The 2,562-nt window shown below is 76.8% G+C and carries 2 protein-coding genes and 1 pseudogene; 1 reads left to right on the forward strand and 2 read right to left on the reverse strand.

The features are described 5' to 3' along the window. Positions 1-55: 55 nt before the first annotated feature. Positions 56-1,198, reverse strand: a complete 1,143-nt coding sequence (locus tag ACFUEL_RS38315) for a glutamate--cysteine ligase (RefSeq protein WP_380242633.1) — start codon at positions 1,196-1,198, stop codon at positions 56-58. A 218-nt stretch (positions 1,199-1,416) separates the two neighbouring features. Next, the gene (locus tag ACFUEL_RS38320; protein WP_380242636.1) at positions 1,417-1,995 is read right to left on the reverse strand and encodes a hemerythrin domain-containing protein; all 579 of its coding nucleotides are present in this window, start codon (positions 1,993-1,995) and stop codon (positions 1,417-1,419) included. 267 nt (positions 1,996-2,262) lie between these two features. Here ACFUEL_RS38320 and ACFUEL_RS38325 point away from each other — a divergent pair. After that, a pseudogene (locus ACFUEL_RS38325) lies at positions 2,263-2,562 on the forward strand (hypothetical protein); the annotation flags it as partial.

Consider the following 2,562-nt stretch of genomic DNA (forward strand, 5'->3'; position numbering starts at 1 on the left):
GAGTAGTCCGCACCGGCGGCCCCGGCGGCCCTGGCTTCACCCGGCGGCCCCGGCTTCACCCGGTGGGCTCGGCGTCACCGGCGTCACCGGCGTCACCGGTTCCGGCGGTGACGCTGCTGATCAGGTCGACCAGTCCGGCCCGGCCGCCCCGGCGCAGTTCGCGGCGCTGGCGGACCGCGCCGTTGCCCTCGGTGAGCAGCCGCCCCAGCAGGGGTTCGACCTGCGGGGTGTCGCCGTGGCGCCGCAGGGCGGGGCCGAGCGTGTCGAGGACGCGTTCCAGCACCGCCGGCGGGGAGTCCAGCGTGCCGGTGCGGGGGTCGTGGAGCCGCTCGGCGCAGCCGTGCCGGGCGGCGTACCAGACCGCGGCGGCCAGCGCCTCGGGGTGGGGGACGGCGGCGCCCTCGGGGCGGACCCGGTCGGGGTCGGTGAGCAGGGTCGCGGCGATCGCCCGGACCAGGCCGGCCAGCATCACGGCCTCGTCGACCCGGAGTTGGACGTCCATCGCCCTGATCTCCACGGTGGGGTAGGTCTCGGAGAGCCTGGCCTGCCAGTAGAGCTGGCCGGTGTCGCCGATCAGCCCGGTGTCGACCAGGGCGCGGATCCGGGCGTCGTAGTCGGCGGCGCCATCGAAGTGCGGGGGCACCCCGCTGACCGGCCACCGGCTGAAGACCACCGTCCGCCAGTCGGCGAAGCCGGTGTCGACGCCGTTCCACAGCGGGGAGTTGGCGGACAGCGCGACGATCAGCGGCAGCCAGGGGCGCAGGCCGTTGAGGACGGCGACGCCCGCCGCGCGGTCCGGCACGCCGACGTGCACGTGCATGCCGGTGATCAGCTGTTCGTCCGTCAGCTGCGGGGCGTCCGCGCGGATGGTGCGGTACCGGGGGGTGTCGCTGACCGGCACCGACAGGCGGTCGGCAAAGGGGGCCGCGCCGCAGGCCGCCAGCCGGCAGCCGTGCTGGGCGGCGGCCGCCGCGAGGGCGCCGCGCAGCCGCCCCAGGTGGGCGCCGACCTCGTCGAGCGTCTCGCAGACCGGGGTGGCGACCTCCAACTGTGCCTGGAGCAGCTCGCGTTGCACCTCGCTCCCGTCGATCCCCGGCTGCCGGCCCGCCGCCTTCCTGATCTGCTCGGCCCGAGCCACCGGCACGCCGGTGGCAGCGTCCAGCAGCAGGTACTCCTCTTCCACACCCACGGTCACCATGTGCGGCGGCTACCCCCGGACGGGGCGCCCAACCTCCGTGATCCGCTCGGGGTGGTCGGACCGCCGCTCAAGGGGGGCCGCCCCTGTCGCCCCTGTCGCCCCCGGCGCGGCGACGCGGACGCCGACACGCGACACGCGGCATGCGACACGGCGGCCCCCGGCCCGTCCGCGGGTGGGGTGCGGGGGGTCGGGGGCCGCCGGGGCGGGTCGGGGACGCGTCAGTCGCGGTGGCGGGCGTAGGCGTCCTTGGCGCGGTCCAGCAGGGAGGCGAACGGGCCGACCGTCCACTGCAGGGCCGGCTTGCCGGCGGTGCCCGGGTGCGGGTGGGTCGGGGCGATCCGCTCGGCCGCCAGCAGGCGGCGGCCCATCGCCCGGCGCTGCTCCGGGTCGCAGAAGGCCATCAGCGCGGGGAACTCCTCCTTCTCCTCGTGCTGCGCGTGGTCCTCCACCGCCCGCTGGAAGGCGGCCAGTTCGGCGTCGAACTCGGGGCTGGTCACGTCCAGCTTCTCCAGCTCCCGCAGGGCGCGGTTGGCCTCGGCCTCCTCCTCGTTGCGGGCCGACGCCTCGGTGCGGCCCGCCGCGCGCTCGGCCGCGGGCCGCACCACCAGCTCCTCCCCGGTCTCGTGGACCGCCAGCAGCGCCCGCAGCTCGTCGAACGCCTGCTGCTTGTGCTCGCCCTGCGCGGCGCGGACGTCCGCGAAGAGCCCGCGGATCCGCTGGTGCTGCGCCAGCAGGACCTCGACGACGTCCTCCTGCGGCGCCTTTCCCGTCTCCGTCCCGGTGGTCGTGCCGGTCATGGTGTGACTCCTCTCGCTGCCGGATCGCTGTCCACGGTCGTCTCACCGGCCGCTCCGGCACCAAACAGCCGTTCCGGACCGAATTCGTCCCGCCGCGCCGCTCCCGGATCACCGGCCCGGGATCACCGGCCCGGATCGGCCGGTCCGGACCGGCCGGTCCCGGATCGGTCGGCATTCTCCGGGCGGCAGGGGGGAGACGGGGGGCGCGCGCACCGAACGCCGCGCACCGAACACGCCGCCCGCCGCTTCCGTCCTGGGGGAACTCCCGTGCCCGTCCACTCCCGTCTCGCCGTTCTCGGTGCCGGCACCGTCCTGGGCACCACTCTCGTCCTCGGTGGCACCACCGCCGCCCGCGCCTCCGACGAGGGAGCGACCGTCCCGCCGACCCCGACGCCGTCCTCCCCCTCCGCCACCGCCACCGGATCCGGCTCCGCGTCGGCACCGGCGTCGGCGCCGCCGTCCGCGACCGCCACGTCCGGCGGGTCGGCACCGGCCGCGTCGGTGGCGATCCTGCCGCCCGCGGACGGGACGCTGGTCGCGGGCGGCGCTCCGGTCGAGTTCGCCGCG

It is taken from the genome of Kitasatospora sp. NPDC057198 (assembly GCF_042670125.1).
GTDB lineage: Bacteria > Actinomycetota > Actinomycetes > Streptomycetales > Streptomycetaceae > Kitasatospora.

Coding starts and splice junctions, on each gene's coding strand:
- ACFUEL_RS38315 (WP_380242633.1), bottom strand. CDS start 1,198: ATGGTGACCGTGGGTGTGGAAGAGGAGTACCTGCTGCTGGACGCTGCC.
- ACFUEL_RS38320 (WP_380242636.1), bottom strand. CDS start 1,995: ATGACCGGCACGACCACCGGGACGGAGACGGGAAAGGCGCCGCAGGAG.